The sequence below is a fragment of the Variovorax paradoxus genome, from assembly GCF_000834655.1.
In the GTDB taxonomy this organism is placed as follows: domain Bacteria; phylum Pseudomonadota; class Gammaproteobacteria; order Burkholderiales; family Burkholderiaceae_C; genus Variovorax; species Variovorax paradoxus_F.
Genome location: NZ_JXQQ01000004.1, coordinates 1 through 19,030 on the forward strand (window position 1 = coordinate 1; position 19,030 = coordinate 19,030).

Genomic DNA, 19,030 nt, shown 5'->3' on the forward strand with positions numbered 1-19,030 from the left:
TGCGGCGGGCGCTTCAGCGGGTGCGGCGGGAGTTTGCGCGAAACCGGTCGTGCCGGCGGCGAGAACGCTCAAGCCGAGCGCAAGAGAGACAAGCAGTTTTTTCATAGTCGTTGTTCTTTCGGGCCAGACTCGATCAGAGGGCTTCGCGGCCCGTTTCGCCGGTGCGGATGCGTACGACCTGTTCGAGGTTGTAGACAAAGATTTTTCCGTCGCCGATCTTGCCGGTGCGCGCAGCACCTTCGACGGCTTCGATCACGCGATCGACCAGGTCGTCGGAGACGGCCGCTTCGATCTTGACCTTGGGCAGGAAGTCGACCACGTACTCCGCGCCGCGGTAGAGCTCGGTGTGGCCCTTCTGGCGGCCGAAGCCCTTCACTTCGGTGACGGTGATCCCCTGCACGCCGATCGCCGAGAGTGCTTCGCGCACTTCGTCGAGCTTGAACGGTTTGATGATGGCTGTGACCAGCTTCATGTGAACTTCTCCTTTGGATGGAAATGAAATGGTGCGGCAGCTTGGGCCGCACCTCGTTGTTTTTATTTAGAGCGTCTTCGTCAGCGTGAGGATGAAGCGCGCCTTGTTCGGCGAGTAGTACGTGGTGCCGAAGGTGCCGAAGTCGGGGATCTCGATGCCCGGGTTCGCGACCACCTGGTAGTTCGTCTTCTTGTTGGCGCCCTGCACCGAGCCGGTGAGCGACAGGCCGTTGCCGAAGTCGTACGAGGCGCCGACGTTGTAGTCGACGTAGCTCTTGTAGCCCAGGCTGCGGATGTCGCTGGACATGTTCGTGAAGCCGACGGCCGCCTTCAGCGTGACCTTGGGCACGATTTCCTTGCTGTACGACAGGTTCAGGTAGCCGGTGTTGCGACCCTTCAGGCCCGAGCCGGCCTTGTTGCCGGCGTAGCCGAAGTAGTCCTTGGAGACGGTGTGCGAGTACTTGGCGGTGAACGAACCGAAGGCTTCGTTGGCGTAGGTGGCGCCCAGGTAGAGCTCGGTGGTGTTGCCCGCGGAGTTGCCCGGGTAGATGTAGGTGAGCGCACCGACGTCCATGTCGATCGGGCCGGCCTTGAACTTGTAGCCGCCGTACAGGTCGGTCTCGATGCTGTTGCCCTTGAGCCAGTTGACGCTGGAGTTCCAGTTGCCCACGTAGAAGCCGCTGTCGCCGAAGGCGTAGTCGAAGCCGCCCTGGATGGCGGGCTTGAAGCCGCGGGTCTTGGCGTAGTCGTTGCGGCCGATCATGTCCTGGTCCTGGCCACGGAACTTGTAGTTGGTGGTCAGCGAGATATTGCCGGTCAGCGAGGGCGCCGGAGCGGGCGCCGGGTCTGCCGGTGCCGTCTGCGCCAGGGCAGCGCCCGACGTGGTCAATGCAGTGGCCAGAACGATCAGCGCCTGGACGGCGGAACGGTGCGTCATCGGGAAACTCCTCGCAAGTAAGAAAGTGTTGTGGGACCTGAACACCGTCAAAGCAGGGAGCGTGCCAAAGTGCACGAATACGGTCGCCCGAGAGGGAACGGGCGGCCGCCGATGAGCGCCAATTCGTTACAAGGAATGTTTCGATCGGTTGCAGGCACCAGCGTGCCGCGTGGCCGCGGGCTCAGAAAAAGGCTACGCGCACCATCTTGGGGAGGCCGAGAAGGGTGAGTCTGTATTTGGTGCAACGCCGTGCTTGCTTGAACTGAAAGCGACCGATGTCACCGCGGAGGCATATCTGGCGAACGCGTTTAGTCACCCTCATAGGAGCGCGACCCCGAGGGAAGGCCCTTCTGCATCGAATCGCCGGTGTTGGCGTCTGGCGCTTGCCTATTCGCGCCCGAAGTCGGCCTCAATAACTGTGCCAAATTTCATATTTGATCAATTTCGATTTGTGTAATTTCTTCGGCGCGCGCTTCTTTCGTTGACCCCTATCAGAGAACGAAATAGATTCAATGGCATGCGACGCTAAATTCGTTTGCAATTGTCAATTCTATTCACAGTACTTATAAAAACCCTTCTATCTGCAACTTTTCTATTAACAACCTTTGCCGCGCAGGCGACAACTTTAATTCCACCTAAAACTCTAAATGCCCTGCCACCGGAAATGCTCATCCGAGTCTGGCCTGATTCAGATTTTTCAGATACAGCAATTGCCAATCCAATCAGAGCGCTTCGAAAATATGGAATCGAAGTGAAAATCCAGTTATTCATCGCGATGACCAAGGCACCATCAATATCGTGATGGATTTCGGGTCCTACTGCACCCCTCAAATGCAAATGACCATGGGTTGCTGACTCACACTAATTGACTCCATAGATGCGACCCGAGGAAACCATCCGCATGGCGTTCTCTATGGTCGTATTTTCGCGCTCCTAAGCCAAGCACCAAAGGTTCCTTTTGAACAAATCAAATGCAATTCTAAAAATAAGTACAAATCTGTCCGCAATGGATTGCGACGGGGTCATCGACGTCTACAACTCAATTGGTTGGGGCGGAAATTATTCCCACAAAGAAATAAGAGCAATGTATGCACCTGGCAATTACTATGCAATCTTATATTTCGATGAAAAAGTTGCAGGAATTCTCAGAGCTTTTGGTGACAACTCATCCATCACATGGCTTGCCGAACTGGCTGTTCATTCGCACCTCCAACGCAATGGTGTTGGGTCAATTTTGATGAAAGAATTTTTGAAATCCCACAGCCATACCGCAATCTACGCGGAAGTTATGGCTGGCCAAGAGGAGTTTTTTTCCAGGTTTGACATTTCCCGGAAATCATCACTGGTAGCCTGCTCGCGTGCAGCCGTTCTTCGGAGAAGCTAGCCATTAAAAATCTTAAGCAAAGCTTTCGGGATGGCCTTGCAGACCTATTTGCTGAACGCTAAAAGTCAAATTCGAAGTCCTTCGACAGTTCGCTCGCAACGGCCAACAACAAGACTCCACGATTCGAGTTCGATGAATTGCTAAAGAAATTCGATCCCAAATAGATCAACAAAACCGGTTCGTTGCGCCAACCGTTAGCCGCCAGTGGGAGAGGGGAGAAGAATGAGTCTGTCTTTGGTGCAAAGCCGCGCTTTGCTCGGGCTGGAAGCGGCCGATGTCACGGTCGAGGTGCATCTGGCGAACGGTTTGCCCAGTTTCACGCTGGTCGGGCTGGCGGAGACCGAGGTGAAGGAATCGCGCGATCGCGTGCGCTCGGCCATCCAGAACGCGGGGCTGGAGTTTCCGAACAACAAGAAGATCGTCGTCAGCCTCGCGCCGGCCGACCTGCCGAAGGATTCCGGCCGCTTCGACCTACCGATCGCGCTGGGCATCCTCGCGGCGAGCGGGCAGATCCAGGGCGCGCGGCTCGCGGGGCACGAGTTCGCGGGCGAGCTGTCTCTCTCGGGTGAATTGAGGCCCATACGCGGTGCGCTGGCCATGGCGCTCGCGCTGCACACGCGCGGTGTCGCAACGAAGCTGGTTCTGCCCATCGAGAGTGCGCAGGAGGCGGCGCTCGTGCCCGGGGGCGAGGTCTATGGCGCGAGGCACCTGCTCGATGTGGTGCGGCAGTTTCTCGCCGACGACGAAAAGATGCCGGCGGACCCGTCCGAGGACGGCTGGGCGCGGATCCATGTCGCGCCGAACGTCGCCGCACAGCCGTACGCCGACCTCGCAGAGGTCAAGGGCCATGCTGGCGCCAAGCGCGCGCTCGAGATCGCCGCGGCCGGCGGCCACAGCCTCTTGATGGTGGGCGAGCCGGGCTCGGGCAAGTCGATGCTCGCGCAGCGCTTTGCGGGCCTCCTGCCGGCGATGAGCATCGACGAGGCACTGGAAAACGCCGCCGTGGCCAGTCTGGGCGGACGCTTCGCGACGGAGCGCTGGATGTGCCGGCCGACATCGGCGCCGCATCACACCTCCAGCGCGGTGGCGCTCGTGGGCGGCGGCTCGCCGCCGCGGCCCGGCGAGATTTCACGCGCGCACCACGGCGTGCTCTTCCTCGACGAATTCCCCGAGTTCGCGCGCTCCGCGCTGGAGGCGTTGCGCGAGCCGCTGGAGACCGGGACGATCACGATCGTTCGCGCCGCGCGGCGCGCCGAATTCCCCGCGCGCTTTCAATTGATCGCGGCCATGAACCCCTGCCCTTGCGGCTACCTCGGTTCCTCATTGAAGCCGTGCCGCTGCACGCCGGACCAGGTCTCGCGCTACCAGGGCAAGCTCAGCGGCCCCCTGCTCGACCGCATCGACCTGCACATCGAGGTGCCTGCCGTGTCGGCGCAGCAGCTGCTCAACTCGCCATCGGGCGAGTCGACCGAGAGCATCCGCACCCGGGTGGTGGCGGCACGCGAACGCGCGATGCAGCGCCAGGGCCACGCGAACCAGAACCTGCAGGGCAACGCCATCGACACGCACGCCGTGCTGGACGACACGGCGCTCAAGTTCATCTACAACGCCGCCGCCAAGCTCGGCTGGTCGGCGCGCAGCACGCACCGCGCGCTGAAGGTGGCGCGCACGATCGCGGACCTGGATTCGTCGGAGGCCGTGCAAATTGCGCACGTGGCGGAGGCTGTGCAGTACCGCAGGGGCTTGCACGCCGCCGGGTAATCGATGCGTGCGCCTCTTATTTGAACTCGTGCGCCACCACAGGCGCCGAGCGGCTGTCCTGCACCGTCACCCGCTGCCTGTACGGCTCCAGGTCGCCATTGCGCACCTCGATGTTGTAGATCCCCGGCCGCAGCGACAGCGACTTGAGCGGCGGGCTCACGCCGCGGTCGGCGCCGTCGACGAGCACCTGGCCCCACGGCCGGATGTTGAATTGCACCCGACCCATGCCTTGTGAGGCTGCAGGCGGGGGCGCGCCGCCGGCCACCACGGTCGGGACACTGTTCGCCGGAGACACGGACCCGGGCGGCGCGGGCATCGTCGGCGACAACCGGTTCAGCTCGGCGATGGCGTTGCGCGCCTCCCGGGAGTGCGGGCCGCGCCGGTAGCGGCGCAGGTACGCCTCGTAGCCTTCGCGCGAGTTCTCGGCCTGGGCGAGGTTCCAGTCCTCGACCTCGCTGGTGGCCTGCGCGGGTTCGGGCGGCACGGTGGGCGTGGCCACTGCCGCGGGGGCTTCGGGTGGAGGCGTGGCGGCGGGCACGCTCTCGGGCGGCGTCGACGAGGCCGTCGGCGCCCCTGCCGCGGGTGCGCTGGCGGCTCCCGCGGGCGGCGTGGCGCCGCCGGCGATGACCGTGGCAACGCCGGTGGGCGTGCCATCGGCTATTGCAGGCGTAGGCCCGGGGGTTGTGCCGGGTGTTGCGCTCGTGCCCGGCTGCGGCATCGCGGCAGGCGGCGCAGCGGGGTCGGACATCGGCGCCGAAGGGGGCGGCACCGGCACCATGGCCGTCGTCGTGTCGGGCTTGTCCGCGGTCATGCGCAAGCCGATCCACCAGCCCACGGCCACCAGCGCGACCAGCAACACGCCGACCACGCCCCAGCGCGGCAAGGCCGACGACTTTGCGCCTGAGACGGGGTGGGACTTGGGCTTGGGCTTGGGCTCGCTGTCGCCCTTCGGCGATGCAGCGCGCGGCGGCGGGGCGGGCGCCCTGGCAACCTTCACCGGCTCGGCCACGGGCTCGGGTGGCGACGCGAAGGCGGCTGCCTCGAGCGGGGCCGGCGCCGACACGGGCGAGAGCGGCGGCGGAGGCGGCGTTGCCGACACGGGCGCCGCCGGAATGATCACCGTCGGCGCAGCCATCGCGCTCACGTAGATGTCGCCCAGCTTCACGAGCCCCAGCTCGGCGGCGAACGCGGCCACGGTCTGCGTGCGGTCCTTGCTGTGCACGGCCAGCGTGTGGTCGACCGCGGCGCAGAAGCCCGGGCTCAGGTCGCTGCGGCCCATGGAGGACAGCGGCACGTAGGCGTCCTGCACGCTGCGCACCACGGCCGATGGCGGCGGATGGCCGGTGACCGCGCGGTACAGCACGGCGCCCAGCGCATACATGTCGGTCCACGCGCCCTGCAGCAGCGTGTTGTCGTCGGCGTACTGCTCGATGGGCGAATAGCCCGACTTCACCATCACCGCCACTTCGTCGACCAGGTCGGCGATCGACTTGCGCGCCGCGCCGAAATCGAGCAGCACCGGCAGGTCGTCGTGCTGGATGAAGATGTTGTCGGGCGCGATGTCGCGGTGAAAGCACTGGTTGCGGTGCAGCGTCTCGAGCGCGCCGAGCAGTGGGCCGAGCACGCCCAGCAGCCACGGCTCGGTGATCCTGGCGGGCTCGTCGTCGGCCAGCCGGCGCAGCGTGCGGCCCTTGTAGAGCTGGATCGCCATGTAGGCGGTGGAGTTCGACTCCCAGAAGCGATGCACCCGCACCAGCGCCGGATGGCTGAACTGCGCCAGCGTGCGCGCTTCGTTGATGAAGCTGCGAAGGCCCGCCTGGAAGGTGGCGGTCACGCGCTCGGAGCGCACGTGCACGCTGTTGTCGCCCACGCGGCGCGCGAGCATGGCGGGCATGTATTCCTTGATCGCGACTTCGCGCTGCAGCGAGTGGTCGTAGGCGCGGTAGACGATGCCGAAGCCGCCTTCGCCGATCACTTCCAGCAGCTCGAATTCGTCGAGCCGGTGGCCCACGGCCAGCGGGTGCGGTTTTTCCGAGGTGTCCTGTGCATCGGACGGCGGACTGTCGCCGCCGCCGCTGCCACTGCCGTGCGTCGTCATGCATCTCCTCCTGCAGCAGGGGCCTGGTTTTTCATGCCCATGGCACGTGCCCCTGCGAAAACAATTTCGAGAACAGCGGTGTGTTGAGGCCGCCGCCATGGGCTGCGGTCCGCAACGGTGATCCATCGGCCTGGTTGGTCCACCAGTAACTGGTGCTGCCGAATGGGTCGAAACACAGTGGAAGCTCGGGCCAGCCCAGGCGCTGCTGGGCACCCGCGCCAGCGGCTGTAGGCCCCAGGATCGAGAGGATGTCGTCCGAGCCGCCACTGGCGGTGCGAAAGCCCCCACGCGCCGCAACGAGGATCTGGCCGTCGAACTGGTCGGGCGCCACGCCATGGCGAATGGCCTGCAGCAAGGCGCTGCCGCATTGCCAGTACCACGCGGCCGAGCCTTCGAGCACGGCGGGCCGGTAGTTCGATGCCGACACCTGCAGCGTCACGCACACGGGGTAGTAGCGGCCCACGCGGTCGCAGCTGGGGGCGATGCAGCCGAACTGCACCGCGTCCACGCCCTGCGTCGCCGGAATGGCGAAGTTCCACACCGGCGCGACCGCATAGTGACGCGTCATGGCGTCGGGCCAGCGCTTGAAGCTGCCCAGGCCGTTCTGCATCCAGCGGTCCCACCAGGCCTGCAGTTCGCGCGGCATGCGGCGGTAGAGAAAGTCGCCGGCGGCGGGCAGCTTGCCGTACCAGCCGATCTGCTCGTCGACGGGGACCCAGGCCTGCGGGGGAATGCTGCCGTTCATGGCCTACGACTTCCCGGGGCACGAGAACCCGCTCATCTGGTTCAGGCGCAGCGGGTTGTAGACGCTGTTGGCCGTGACCGCCAGCACCACCTTCTTGCCCTGCAGGTCGAACGTCGCGTTGAACGACTCGGGCGATCCGCCCGCCGAGACCGAGGCCTTGTCGAAGAGCCGGTGCAACGCCCACGGCCCCTCGGTCACGATGCCGCCGGCCGGCGTGCCGTTGGCGGTGGTCACCTGCAGGCGCACCTGGTTGCTGTTGCGCGGGCCGGGCCACTTGACGGTGCTGGGCGCCTGCGGGCCGTGTGCGTAGCGCACCGTCTGGCCGTCGACGTCGAGCGTGAACTGGGTGATGGCCGCGTCCATGTCCTCGGGCCGCAGGTCGATGGTGAACGAGGGCGTGCGGCTGCCCGCCATGCCGGTGAAGAACACGTCGCGGATCGCCTGCGCCTTCTGGAACGAATCGAGGTACGCCGAGCGCCCCGCGGCGCTGCCGTCGACGCCTCGCTTGAAGGTCCAGGGGTTGACCGAGGTGTCGACCTGCGAGGCGAGGTTCTTCTGGAAGAAGTCGTCCATCATCCCGCCCGGCGCGAAGAGCTGCGCGAAGTCGCCGCTCGCCACGTCGCGCGGCGATCCGCGCGTGAACGGGTAGCGCCCCGCGATCGCCTGGTTGCAGAACTGCCCGATGGTGGCGGCCGCGTTCTGCCCGATGTTCTGCCGCGTCACCGCCGCCGCCTTCGACGACGCGGTGGCCGACAGGTCGTTCAGCATCGCCTGGAACGGCACCGGCAGCCGGCCCGCCTCGGCCTGCACCTTGGTGACCGCATCGCTCGACGGCGGGATGTTGCCGCTGCGCAGCGCGGTGTCGGTGGCGGTGAGGAAGGTGTAGAGCTCGTTGATGAGCGCGGCCGTGGCATCGAGCGGCGTCTGCCCGCCCGCCTTGGGCGCAGTCACCATGCGGCGCAGCGGCTCGAAGTGGTTGTCCACCAGCGACTCGGGGCGGTCGGGCGCGGCGTTGCGGCGCTGGCTGCCGTCGGGCTGGCCGATGAGTTGCTCGATGCGCTCTCGCGTGCTGGCCACGCGGTTCTGCGCCTGGTCCAGCAGGCTGCGCGCGGCCTCGTCGTGGTTGCGCAGCAGGTCGGTTTCGCGCGCGGCGCCGCGAATGAGCCGCGACATCGGCGACTCGCCGGTGGAGAGCACGCGCGTCATCTGGATGCTCTGCAGGAGCGACTTGCTTTCGGCCAGCCGCACGTCGGCAAGGTACTCGTCCCACACGCGGATGTAGTCGGTGAGGTAGAGCCGCCGCACTTCGCGCAGCAAGAGCTCGCGCGAGGTCACGTCGGTGATGCCGGGCGCGCGGATCTGCAGCACCCAGCGGTCTTCCTGTTCGAGCGAGAGCGTGGTCTCGGCCATGCGCTTGTCGAAGATGTCCCAGTAGCCGCGGTAGGTGAAGAGCGTCGGGATGCCGTCGGTCAGCGGCTTGCCGCTCGCGCGCCGGATCACCAGCGCCGATTCGGCGCCCGCCATCTCGGCGATGGTGAAGGCGTTGGGCGGGCTGGTCTGCAGGAGGATGCGGCGCAGCCGCGCATACGAGCGCTGCGCGAGCGGCACGCCGGCCAGACGCTCGCGCGTCTGCGTGACGAGCTTGTCGTCCTTGGCGAAGGGCGATGCCACCACGCGCCCTGCGAACAGCGCCTTCAGGTGCGACTCGAGGTTGGTGCGCTGCTCGCGCGTGAGCGAGGCGCCGATCTTGCGGTCCACGTCGGTGAGAAGCCACGCCTGCAGGAAGTCGGCGTCGTAGCGCTCGGCGTCGTACAGCATGAGGTAGGCCTTCAGCGCCTCGTAGCTGTACTCCGCATCGATCTTCGCGGCATCGCGCAGCGACTGCTCGATGCGCTGCGCCGCCTGCGGCAGCAGCACGCTCTCCAGCGCGCGCTGGTAGACGCCATCGGTCGCGGCCTGCAGCTTCTCGCCCTGGTAGAGGCCGAAGCGGTACGACACGGGCGGATCGCCGATGTCGAACTGGCCCGACTTGGGCAGGTCGCGCAGCCGGTCCAGGATCAGCAGCGAACTCGCGAGATCGCCGCTCGCATCGACCACCGTGGGCAGCTCGCCGCGCGCAGCGGCCTTGTTGAAGGCCTTGGCGTTGCCGTCGACTTCGGCCACGTAGTCCTTGTTGTTGCGCCAGCTGTTCACGCAGGCGCCCAGCAGCACCACCAGCAGCACCCCGATGAGGCTGTAGCCCGCGATGTCGATCGCGCGGCGGCGGCGGTACCAGCGCAGGTTGGTGCCGGCCACGCCCGCGTCGCGGAAGATCACCTGCTGCAGCAGTTCCTTCAGGAAGTAGCTCTTGCCCGGGCCCGGCGGCGGCGCGGGCGGCGCGTTGACCTGCAGGTAGCGCTTGATGGCGCCCATCACGCGGTCGAAGGCGGTGCCTTCCTGCGTGCCGCTGGTGAAATAGACGCCGCGCAGCATCGACGCGGCCTCGAACTTCGACGGGTTGAACACGTCGGCGAGGAACGTGCCCAGGATGTCCTCGAAGCTCGCGAACTGCTGCGGCAGCAGGTAGGCCTGCGCGCGGCGCATCTGGTCGGGCTCGGCGGCCATCAGCTCGGGCAGGCGCTCGTCCAGGCGCTGGTGCAGCAGCTTGTATTCCTGGTGGAAGCGCTCGCGCAGGTCGGCTTTCGCGGCGTCGGGCGAGCGGGCCTCGATGGGGAAGGTGAAGCCCCAGACCTGCGCGCGCTCGGCGCGGCCCAGCGAGCCGAAGTACTCGTTGAAGCCGGCCAGGAGGTCGGTCTTGGTGACCAGCACGTAGACCGGAAAGTCGATGCCCAGGTCGTTGCGCAGCTCCAGCAGGCGCTTGCGCAGCGCCATCGCGTGGCGCGCGCGCTGCGCGTCGTCGGCCAGCGGCAGGTCGGCGATGCTGATCGTGAGGATCGCGCCGTTGATCGGCTGGCGCGGGCGGAACTTCTTGAGCAGGTCGAGAAAGCCCTTCCACTCGCCCTCGTCGGTCTCGCGGTTGCTCTCGTGCGTGGTGTAGCGGCCGGCGGTGTCGATCAGCACCGCTTCGTTGGTGAACCACCAGTCGCAATTGCGCGTGCCGCCGATGCCGCGCACCGCGGCCTTGCCGAGCTGGTCGGCCAGCGGGAAGTCCAGGTCGGAATTGACCAGCGCCGTGGTCTTGCCCGAGCCCGGCGCGCCGATGAAGATGTACCAGGGCAGCTGGTACAGGTACTGCCGGTCGAACACCGAGAACCGGCTCGCAGGCTTGCCGTCGGCGCCCTGCCCGAAGCGCATGTTCTTCAGGATCGCGGTGGCGTCGGTGAAGCCGGTCTGCAGCTCCTTGATCTCGGGCGCGTCCTCGGGCCTGGCCTCTTTCTCTTTCTTCGAGGGCACGCGCAGCTGGTTGAGCAGCTGCGCGTTCAGGCGGCGTTCGCGCCACTTGCGGTAGACCAGCCGCACGATCCAGATCGCGAACATCAGCGCGATGACGACGATGCGGACGAACTCGCCCTCCAGCGGCCGGTAGCGGCCTACGGCGATCACGGGGCCGATGACCCAGATCAGGAACGCCACGGCCAGGAGGCCGAGAAAGATCCACAGGTCGCGGCTGATGAAGAAACGGAAGATGGAACGCAGCATCAGCGGGTTCCCCCTTGCTGCGTTGCCGATGCCGACGGCGCCACGGGCGCGACCAGCAGCGTGACCTCCACGCGCCGGTTGCGCGCGCGGTTGGCCGGCGAGTCGTTGGGCGCGAGCGGATCGGCATCGCCGCGGCCTTCGGCGCGCAGGCGTTCGGGCCGTGTGATGCGCGCGGCCAGCATCTTCTTGACCGAATCGGCGCGCGCCTGCGACAGCTGCCAGTTGGACGGAAAGCGCACGCTGCGGATCGGCTGGTCGTCGCTGAAGCCGCTGACCAGCACGTTGCCCTCCACGGAATTGAGCGCATCGGCCACGCGGCTCAGGACCGGCGCATAGCGGTCGAGCACACGGTCGGAGCCCGAGGCGAAGAGCCCGTCGCCGCGCAGCACGACCACGCTGCGGTCGGCCTCGTCGCGCACCGTGAGCAGGCCTTCGCGGATCTCGGGTTCGAGAAAGCGCTGCAGGCGCGGCTGCGGCGCGGGCATGACGACCGCGCGCGCCGTCTGCGGCAGGCGCACCGCATTGACGGCCGCGAACGCGCCATCGGACGTGCCCGCGAGGTTGAAGGTGAGCACTGCGAAGGTCAGCACCAGCAGCACCCCCGCCACGGCGCCCACGGCCCACAGCGGCAGCCAGTTGCGCGTGCGACGCACCGGCGCGGTCGCGTCCTGCCAATGCGGCGAGAGCGGCTGCGCGATTTCGCCGCGCGCCTGGCGAATGATCTGCAGCAGGCGCTGCTTCAATGTTTCGAGCTGCGTGCGGCCGTTGTCGATGACGCGGAAGCGCCCCTCGAACCCCATGGCCAGGCAGAAGTAGATGAGCTCGATCAGGTGCAGGTGCTGCTGCGGGTTCTGCACCAGGCGCGAGAGCAGCTGGAAGAACTTCTCGCCGCCCCAGGTCTCGTTGTGGAACATCACCAGGAGGCTCTGCGACGACCAGATGCTGCCGCCCCACGGCGTGAGCGCAGCGGCCTCGTCGACCGCGGTGCAGAGGCAATAGCGCGCGCCGATGATCACCTCGGGCGAGATGCCGCTTTGCTGCGCGCGCGTCTCGAAGCGCCGCACCTCATCGACCAGGTGCTCGCGCAGTTGCGCGGGCGCGTCGTGGTGGCCGGTGGCGCGGATCTGCGGGATCAGGTCGAGCAGCGGATTGGCCGCCGCCACCAGCGGGTTGTTGCCCGCGAGCGCGGTGTCGCCCGCGTGCGGGCGCCGCGCGTCGTGCCACGCGGTGAAGGATTCGGGTTGCTGGCCGAGGCCGCGCGGCGAAGTGGGCATGCCACCCATGTCGCCGCCGTTGCCCGCATTGCCGCCGCCGGGATTCGGCGGCACGAAGCCTCCGGCACCGACGGCCATGTCGTTGACACCGTTCATAGGGTCCCTCACGGACGGATGGCCCAGAACTCCATGGCCAGACCCGGAAAGTCACCGGCCAGGTGCATCGCGACGCCACCCGATTTCTCGAGCTGGCGCCACATGTCGCCGCTCTTGTCGAGCTCGAAGTAGTGGTAGCCCGCGTTGTACGGAATCTGCCGCGGCGCCACCGGCAACGGCCGCACGGTCACGCCCGGCAGCTGCAGCTGCACGAGGTCGCGGATGCGCTCGACCGAGCCGATCTTGACCTGCGTGGGAAAGCGCTGCTGGATCGCATCGGCCGGCAGGTCCGCATGCACCGCGAGCACGAAGCCCGCGTTGCGCACCAGCACCGGGTCGGGCATGCGGCCCACGCGCACGCCGTGGCTGCGCTCCTCCAGCTCGATGGCGATCGCGCTCTGCTCGAGCACCGCCGAGAGCGATCGCCGCAGTTCTTCCATCAGCGGACGGATGCTCTCGTTCAGGTTGTCGTGGTCGTACACCGGCCACAGCACCGGACGCCGCGTGGGCGATGTGTGCGTGGCGAGATGGCAGGCCAGCTTGAGCCAGTCGATGAAGAGCTGCTCGGGGTGCACCTGCACCGCCTGCTGCGCATGCCAGGTGGTCGCGAGATAGCGGTTCACCAATTCGAGCAGGAGAAAGTCGGACACCTCGCTCACGCCGCCGCGACCCGGCTGCGAGAGCCGCGAAGCCAGCGCCTCGGAGCGTTGCGTGAGCAGGCCGTGCAGTTCCGCGATCATGCTGCGCAGCATCGCGTGGGCCGATGCGTCGAGCACCGGCGGGATGTAGTTGGCATCGACCACCAGCTTGTGGTCGGTGCGCCGCTCGATCACGCGCACCGCGCCGATGGCCTGCCACTCCGCGGTGAGCGACGAGGCGCGTGCCAGGCGCAGGCGCGGCGCAGCGAGCTGCAGCACCGCGGGGCCGAGGGCCACCGCATTGCCGTCGGCCACCTCGCGTTCGATGACGCCAAAGCGCGCGGCCGAGCCCTCGTCTTCGGCAAAGATGACCTCTTCGCTGCCGGGCCTGCGCAGCGGCAGCGCGAGCACGATGAGCTCGTCGGTCAGGTCGTTGGGTACTTCGTAGGGCGCCGGCGCGTCTTCGATGCCGAAGGAGAACGGCGTGCCGTCAGGCAGCACGCCCGCGCCGCCGAGCAGCGACACGCGCCCGAGCGCATAGGCATCGCGGTCGATATCCAGGTGCAGCCATCCCCAGTAGGCGCCCTGCAGGCCCGCGGCGCGGCGCGTCACGTACTGCTCGACGTAGCGCTCCAGTTGCTGGAAATGCTGGGGCCGCAGGTACATGCCCTCGGACCACACCACGCGATTTGCCAATGCCTGCGGATGGGCGCCCAATCTTGCGGAGCCCGAGTTGCGAACTGTCACCAAAGAACCTCCTGGGGAGTGCTCACACGGAAGCGGGAGATGCGCCCTGATGAACGGCCTCCCTGATCGATCGTTCTGCGCTTGATGCTACACGCCGCTTGTTGCGTTTTGCACCGCATCTCGCGCAATGATTTCTCGCACTTTCGCACTACCTTTTGAACCAGATTAACGACTTGGTAGTAACTCGATGCCTGTCTTGCGAATGGCGATGCGCACGGCTTGCTCGCTCGGCGAGAACTGCCACACCTTGTACAGATTGGTTTGCTTGGGCTCCTTGAGCGGCAGCACGATGCGCCAGCGCGCGGCCTCGAGCTTGCGATAGCCCGCGATGATGCCGATGGAGCGCGAGTCCAAGCCCGCCTCTCGCTTGAAGACGCGCTCTTCGCCGCTTCGCATGATGGCCTGGTCCGCATTCACGAGCTCGGTCGACAGCGTCTCGCGGTCGCGGTCCTGCAGCGCGAAGTAGTCTGCGGTCTCGAAGTTACCGGAAGATTTCAGTTCGAAGACCTTCACGAGGATCGGCGCCGCCTGGCCGCGTCCGTCGGGGTTCACGCCGTCGTCGACGCGGATGGTGACGGCATAGGGCGTGGGCAGCGACTTGGCTGTCGATGCGCATCCGCTGATGAGGCCCGCAAACAACGGTGTGGTTGCAAGTGCGCCTTGAAGCAAACTTCGTCGCTGCATGAGATCTCCCTCAGAGGTTCGCGGCCTATATTATCGAAGTCGTGCACACAATCGACGACGCATCGTGTGCCTGTCGCACCTCGGCGGCGCGCTCTTACAAGCATTGCCTTTCATTGCCCTTCGCAAGGTAGGAGAGAAGATTGAAGTCATGTCTGCCTGCTCTGGCGTTCACGCTTTTTCTGGTGACCGGTTGCCAGACGACGCCCGAGCCGCCACCGCAACCCGAACGCCTCAGCCAGAAGGTGGCGCGCGACACGCTCGAACGTGCGCAGCAGGCCTATGACGAGGGCGACTACGCCAAGGCCATCACCACGCTCAAGAGCGGCGGCGTGTCGGTGTTCGAAGGCGCAGAGCCCGCCACGCGCCAGAGCGCGATGAAGCTGGAGGCCTTCAGCTATTGCGTGAGCAACCAGATCCCGGAATGCCGCGCGCAGTTCCGCCGGACCCTCGATGTATTCCCGAACTTCGAACTCAACGTCGCCGAGCGCAAGCATCCGGTGTGGGGCCCCGCCTACGAGGTTGCCAAGCGCATGAAGCGCTGACCACCGCGGTCGCCTCCGACCGACGCTCGACATGAACAGGAAGACGCCATGCGCTGGACCGTGATCGAACATGCCGGCAGGCCGGTGACAACAGGCCCTTCGGCGCTGCTCGCGGCGCCCGGGGGCACCATCGGCCGCAGCCCCGACAACCACCTCGTGCTGCCCGACGAGCAGCGGCAGATCTCGCGCCTGCAGGCCACCGTGCGCTTCGACGACGAGGGCGCCGCGGTGCTGCGCAACATGAGCGCGGTGCTGCCCATCATCGTGAACGGACGCACGCTGCGGCATGAAGAAGAGTCGCGCGTTGCGGATGGAGACCATGTAGCCATCGGAAGCTATGTGCTGGAGGCGGCGAGTGCGCAGCGTGCGGCGAGCGTTGCGGCAATGCCGGCTTCGCCGCCAACATCTCCGGCACCACCGCCGCCGCCGCCGCCGCCGCTCGATGTGCCCGCAACGATGCATCCCTCTGCGATGCAGCCGAGTCCGATGGATGCCTTATTGCCGGAGGCGCCGGTCTCCGACGTGTTCTCGGACCTGTTCGGCGCGGGCGCGCTGCCCATCGGCGATGCGTCGGCGACGACCGTGGCAAAGCCTGCGCCCGCACCTTCACCCGCACCTTCACCTGCACCTGCACCTGCACCGGCGCCCGTGCGCGCCCCTGCGCCGGTCTTCGCGCCGCCTTCGCAAGAACCGTTTGTCGCGCCGGCGGGCACGACGGCACCATCGTCACCACCACCATCGCCGCTCGCGAAAACGCCTGCGCCGACCGCATCGCAGATTCCTTCAGCAGCCGATTGGGACGCCATCCTCGCGAACGCGCCGCGCCGAGTCGACAGCACGCCGGCACCGATGCCCGACCCCCTGGCGCACGAGCCTTTCGAGCTGCCGTCGCAGGCGCGAAGGAACCCCGTCGACCCGCTCGCGGAAATGAACCCGGATGCGGCGGGCGGCATGTCCGACATCGCGCTCAAGCGCGGCATGGACCCGCTCTCGTTCTTCGCGGCCGACAGCAACGCGCCCTCGCCGCTGTCCGATCCGCGCCCTACCGCGCTGACTCACGAAGACCCGCTCAGCGACAGGCACCCGGCGCTCGACCTGCTGGCCCCTGCGCCCGCCGCGCAGGGCTACAACCACGCGAACCATGCACGCGCAGTGGGGGCGCAGTTCAGGCCGCCGAATCCGGTCGCGCTCGCTGTGCCCGCAGCGAAGCCGGTGGAGGCGGAGGCGAGTCCGCCACCGGAACCACCTCCACCTCCGCCACCGCCACCGCCACCGCCACAAGCAGCATCGGCGCCCGAGCCGGTTGTCGAGCCGGAAGCGCCCTTCGCCGCACTGCCGTCGACGGCCGAACCTGCAGAGACCGCTCCGCCGGTAGCGATCGCATCGCCGGAACCTGTCGAGCCCGAACCCGAACAGACGCCGACACCCATCGCCCCGTCTGCAGTGGCTGCGGCGCTCCCCCCCGCATCCGCATCGTCGTCACCCGCGTCTTCCGACGAACTCTTCAAGGCGTTTCTCGAAGGCGCCGGCGTGCCCGACGTCGCCGGCCAGCAGCCGCTCGATGCGGAAGCCATGCGCCACCTGGGCCGGCTGATGCGGGCGTTCACCGACGGCACCATCGAGCTCCTGTCGTCGCGCGCAATGCTCAAGCGCGAGGTGCGCGCCGAGATCACGATGATCGTGGACGAGGAGAACAACCCGTTCAAGATCCTGCCCAACGGGCGCGCCGTGCTGATGCAGATGTTCGGCGCGCGCATGCCCGGCTTTCTCACGCCTGAAGCGGCCGTGCACGATGCGCTCGGCGACCTGCAGTCGCACCAGCTGGGCATGGTGGCCGGCATGCGCGCGGCGCTGCTCACCGTGCTGCAGCGCTTCGACCCCGCGACGCTGAACCGCACCACACCGCACGACGGCAGCCTCGGCGAGAAGATGCTGCCCGGGGGACGCGATGCGCGCCTGTGGCGCCAGCTGCGGCAGCTGCATGCGGAGACGACCGCGGCCGTCGAGGACGATTTCCAGGCCGTCTTCGGCCGCGCGTTCCAGCAGGCCTACGACCGGGAGATGGAACGCCTGAAGGAGGCGCGCCGTGCTTGAGGCCACCCGCGCCGCCTTCGCGGTTCCCATCTCGACCTCGCAGTTCTCCTGCGTGGGCGAGCGCTCCGGCAACCAGGACGCCATCGGCTACCACCTGGACGAACGCAACGCATGCTTCGTTGTGAGCGACGGCGTCGGCGGCAATGCGGGCGGCGAGCTGGCCGCGCGCATCGCGGTGGACACCGCGCTCAACACCTTCATGGACCACCCCTCGGTCGCGGCCGACGACATCCGCCATGCGGTGAAGGAAGCCAACGACGCCATCCTCGCGAGGCAGCGCGAACTGGCCGACCAGAGCCGCATGAGCGCGACCATCGTCTCGCTGTTCGTCGACCGCGCGAGCGGCCAGGCCTGCTGGGCGCACGTGGGCGACAGCCGCCTCTATTGGTTTCGCCGCGGCGCGCTGATGCAGCGCACCGAAGATCACAGCCTGTCGGAGCGCTCCGGCGAAGCCGCCTCAGGCCAGGGTGCCAATGGCGGCGAACGCCTGGTGAAAAGCAACCTCCTGTACCGCGCACTCGGTGCGCGCGCAACGGCGGAGACTTCGGTGTCGACACCGCAGCGGCTCGCCGACGGCGATGCGTTCCTGCTGTGCACCGACGGGCTCTGGCAGCTCATTTCGCAGCAGGTGATGGAGCGGTCGTTGCAACTGGCCGACAGCGCGGAAGAATGGCTCGCGCTCTTGCGCCGCGCGGCGGAGGCGAAGGCGGACAAGTCGCGCGACAACTACTCGGCGCTCGCGGTGTGGGTGGGAGCGCCGCAGCAGGTGACGCTGGCGGGGACGGCGCGGCCTGCGTCTTGATGGCGCAGCCTGCGCTTCGCTTCAGAACTTGAAGTTGAAGAACTTGAAGTGCATGCCGGGAATGCACTCGAACCCGACGATGTTCATGCGGTTCTGAACCGCAAGGCTGGTCAGCCGCGTGGCCGGCCCTCCCCGCAGCAGCAAGGTGAAGGAGCCGGTGATATGCCGCTGCATCTGCATGAACACCTGCGAGATGACGCCGCCCAGAACCCCCGGTTGGTCGAGAAGCGTGATGGGCGTCTTGGCAAAGAGGTTGTGCATGGGTCCGCCGAACAGCAGGATGTGCCAGCAGGCCGGGATGGTCATCGGGCGCAGGCCGAGGTTGAAGAACGGGAACGGAAACGGCATCTTGCAGACGTCCGGGAAGGCCATCGCGCCGCCCATCCATTGGTGTGTAGCCAGCATTGAGTTTCTCCTTGAGGTTGTTGGGGTTGGGGAGGGCCGTTGCCGTCAGCCCATGTGGATCTGTCCGGCATCGACCTTCATCAGCTCCTTGCCGGTCACCACCACGTGCCTGCCATGGATGATGGCCGTCTCCTTCGCACGCAGGTCGAGATGACCGACGCGCACCTGCTCGACGCCATCGACGAAGCGCAGTGCGTTGCGCGCGATCTGCATCACGCGATCGGCCACCGATTCGAACACCTGGCCAACGAGGCGCAGCCGGCCGACGGTGGCATCGAGTGCCTGCCCGGTGTAGCGCATCTCGCTCACGTCGCACTGCGCCTCTTGCGCCTGAAGAGCCCATCGGGCGCCCTTCATTTCCAGTTTGGAGGCGCTATGAAGACGAAGGTCTGCCGCGCTCTCGATCGCGATTGCACCCGCGGGCGCCGCCAGTCGCAGATCGCCGGGCACTTCGATGCGGCTCACCGACGCGTCGGCTTGTTCGATCACTGCAATCAGGTAGACGCGCCGGGCGTCCGGCCCCGACAACAACACCGTATCGCCCGGCTGCGGCTGCAGCAGGCAACTGGCCGCACGGCGGCAGTGCCAGGTGGTGCCGTCCTCGGCCTGCACCTCGAGTAAACCGTCGGCATCGACGGACACCAGCTGGCCCAGATGCTGGACCGGCCCGGATGCTTGGACCTGTGCGCGCAGTGGAATGACTGTCATGGTGA

At 66.8% G+C, this 19,030-nt stretch carries 15 protein-coding genes; 5 read left to right on the forward strand and 10 right to left on the reverse strand.

The features are described 5' to 3' along the window. Positions 1–133 precede the first annotated feature (133 nt). Both glnK and RT97_RS00850 read right to left on the reverse strand, forming a co-directional pair. A complete protein-coding gene (glnK, locus tag RT97_RS00845) occupies positions 134–472 on the reverse strand; it encodes a P-II family nitrogen regulator (protein ID WP_007833403.1) in 339 nt (112 codons plus the stop codon). A gap of 66 nt (positions 473–538) precedes the next feature. Then, positions 539–1,408: a TorF family putative porin gene (locus RT97_RS00850; protein ID WP_080898117.1), complete on the reverse strand. Its 870-nt coding sequence runs from the start codon at positions 1,406–1,408 to the stop codon at positions 539–541. Positions 1,409–2,366: 958 nt separating this feature from the next. On the opposite strand from RT97_RS00850, the gene RT97_RS32280 reads away from it, so the two are divergent. Next, positions 2,367–2,792 carry a GNAT family N-acetyltransferase gene (locus tag RT97_RS32280; protein WP_155403698.1) on the forward strand — a complete coding sequence of 142 codons (426 nt, stop codon included), beginning with the start codon at positions 2,367–2,369 and terminating at the stop codon, positions 2,790–2,792. A 222-nt stretch (positions 2,793–3,014) separates the two neighbouring features. After that, positions 3,015–4,553, forward strand: a complete 1,539-nt coding sequence (locus RT97_RS00855; RefSeq protein ID WP_042576895.1) for a YifB family Mg chelatase-like AAA ATPase — start codon at positions 3,015–3,017, stop codon at positions 4,551–4,553. A 16-nt stretch (positions 4,554–4,569) separates the two neighbouring features. Here RT97_RS00855 and RT97_RS00860 read toward each other — a convergent pair whose 3' ends face one another. The 6 genes from RT97_RS00860 to tssJ form a co-directional block, all read right to left on the reverse strand. Continuing rightward, a complete protein-coding gene (locus tag RT97_RS00860; protein WP_042576896.1) occupies positions 4,570–6,651 on the reverse strand; it encodes a serine/threonine-protein kinase in 2,082 nt (693 codons plus the stop codon). Positions 6,652–6,682: 31 nt separating this feature from the next. After that, positions 6,683–7,396: a type VI secretion system-associated protein TagF gene (tagF, locus tag RT97_RS32955; protein WP_042576897.1), complete on the reverse strand. Its 714-nt coding sequence runs from the start codon at positions 7,394–7,396 to the stop codon at positions 6,683–6,685. Positions 7,397–7,399: 3 nt separating this feature from the next. After that, positions 7,400–11,035 (reverse strand): type VI secretion system membrane subunit TssM, encoded by a 3,636-nt coding sequence (gene tssM / locus RT97_RS00870; protein WP_042576898.1) that lies wholly within the window; start codon positions 11,033–11,035, stop codon positions 7,400–7,402. Next, positions 11,035–12,405, reverse strand: a complete 1,371-nt coding sequence (locus tag RT97_RS00875) for a DotU family type VI secretion system protein (RefSeq protein ID WP_042576899.1) — start codon at positions 12,403–12,405, stop codon at positions 11,035–11,037. Before RT97_RS00875 ends, tssM begins: the two co-directional genes overlap by 1 nt. Positions 12,406–12,413: 8 nt before the next feature. Continuing rightward, positions 12,414–13,709, reverse strand: coding sequence for a type VI secretion system baseplate subunit TssK (tssK, locus tag RT97_RS00880; protein ID WP_253278100.1), 1,296 nt, complete (start codon positions 13,707–13,709; stop codon positions 12,414–12,416). 246 nt (positions 13,710–13,955) lie between these two features. Continuing rightward, positions 13,956–14,474, reverse strand: coding sequence for a type VI secretion system lipoprotein TssJ (gene tssJ / locus RT97_RS00885; protein ID WP_042576900.1), 519 nt, complete (start codon positions 14,472–14,474; stop codon positions 13,956–13,958). A 140-nt stretch (positions 14,475–14,614) separates the two neighbouring features. Here tssJ and RT97_RS00890 point away from each other — a divergent pair, with 140 nt between their 5' ends. The 3 genes from RT97_RS00890 to RT97_RS00900 are packed head-to-tail and all read left to right on the forward strand — an operon-like array spanning position 14,615 to position 17,912. After that, positions 14,615–15,016, forward strand: a complete 402-nt coding sequence (locus RT97_RS00890; RefSeq protein ID WP_042576901.1) for a TssQ family T6SS-associated lipoprotein — start codon at positions 14,615–14,617, stop codon at positions 15,014–15,016. A 48-nt stretch (positions 15,017–15,064) separates the two neighbouring features. Then, a complete protein-coding gene (gene tagH / locus RT97_RS00895; RefSeq protein WP_042576902.1) occupies positions 15,065–17,110 on the forward strand; it encodes a type VI secretion system-associated FHA domain protein TagH in 2,046 nt (681 codons plus the stop codon). Continuing rightward, positions 17,103–17,912: a PP2C family protein-serine/threonine phosphatase gene (locus RT97_RS00900; RefSeq protein WP_042576903.1), complete on the forward strand. Its 810-nt coding sequence runs from the start codon at positions 17,103–17,105 to the stop codon at positions 17,910–17,912. The genes tagH and RT97_RS00900 overlap by 8 nt, the downstream gene beginning before the upstream one ends. Before the next feature lie 21 nt (positions 17,913–17,933). Here RT97_RS00900 and RT97_RS00905 read toward each other — a convergent pair whose 3' ends face one another. Together RT97_RS00905 and RT97_RS00910 are read right to left on the reverse strand one after the other, a co-directional pair. Then, positions 17,934–18,317: a DUF4150 domain-containing protein gene (locus RT97_RS00905; RefSeq protein ID WP_042576904.1), complete on the reverse strand. Its 384-nt coding sequence runs from the start codon at positions 18,315–18,317 to the stop codon at positions 17,934–17,936. A gap of 45 nt (positions 18,318–18,362) precedes the next feature. Next, the gene (locus RT97_RS00910) at positions 18,363–19,025 is read right to left on the reverse strand and encodes a DUF3540 domain-containing protein (protein ID WP_042576905.1); all 663 of its coding nucleotides are present in this window, start codon (positions 19,023–19,025) and stop codon (positions 18,363–18,365) included. Positions 19,026–19,030: the final 5 nt, after the last annotated feature.